Consider the following 402-nt stretch of genomic DNA (forward strand, 5'->3'; position numbering starts at 1 on the left):
ATGCACAAGCAGGCTTAGTTGCGAAAGCAGATAAGTCAGAACTTGATAAAGCAATCAATAACGCAGAAGATTTAACGTTAGATCCAACAGATAAAGAAGATAAAGCGGTCCAAGATACGTTAGCCAAAGCAATTGCCGTTCAAGCAGATCCAAATGCGACACAAGCAGAAGTAGACGCAGCGAAAGATGCGCTGAACAAAGCAGTTGAAGCGAAAACTGCTCAAGATAAAGCAGATGCAGTCAATGCGGCACTTGAAGCGTTGAAAGATGAGCTGGAAAAAGCGAAAGCTATCAACCAAGCGGACTTTACTCCTAACAGCGTTGAACCATTGGTAGACGCAATGGCTGTGGCACAAGGTATTGTGAATAATCCGGAATCTGTAACTGTTGATCAAATCAAAG

1 protein-coding gene is annotated in these 402 nt (G+C 43.0%); it reads left to right on the forward strand.

From position 1 onward, the window contains the following. Positions 1-402, forward strand: a 402-nt coding sequence (locus HMPREF2846_RS14535) for a hypothetical protein (protein ID WP_176745500.1), incomplete at both ends; no start/stop codon positions are given.

The organism is Staphylococcus sp. HMSC056G08, from assembly GCF_001812305.1.
In the GTDB taxonomy this organism is placed as follows: domain Bacteria; phylum Bacillota; class Bacilli; order Staphylococcales; family Staphylococcaceae; genus Staphylococcus; species Staphylococcus simulans.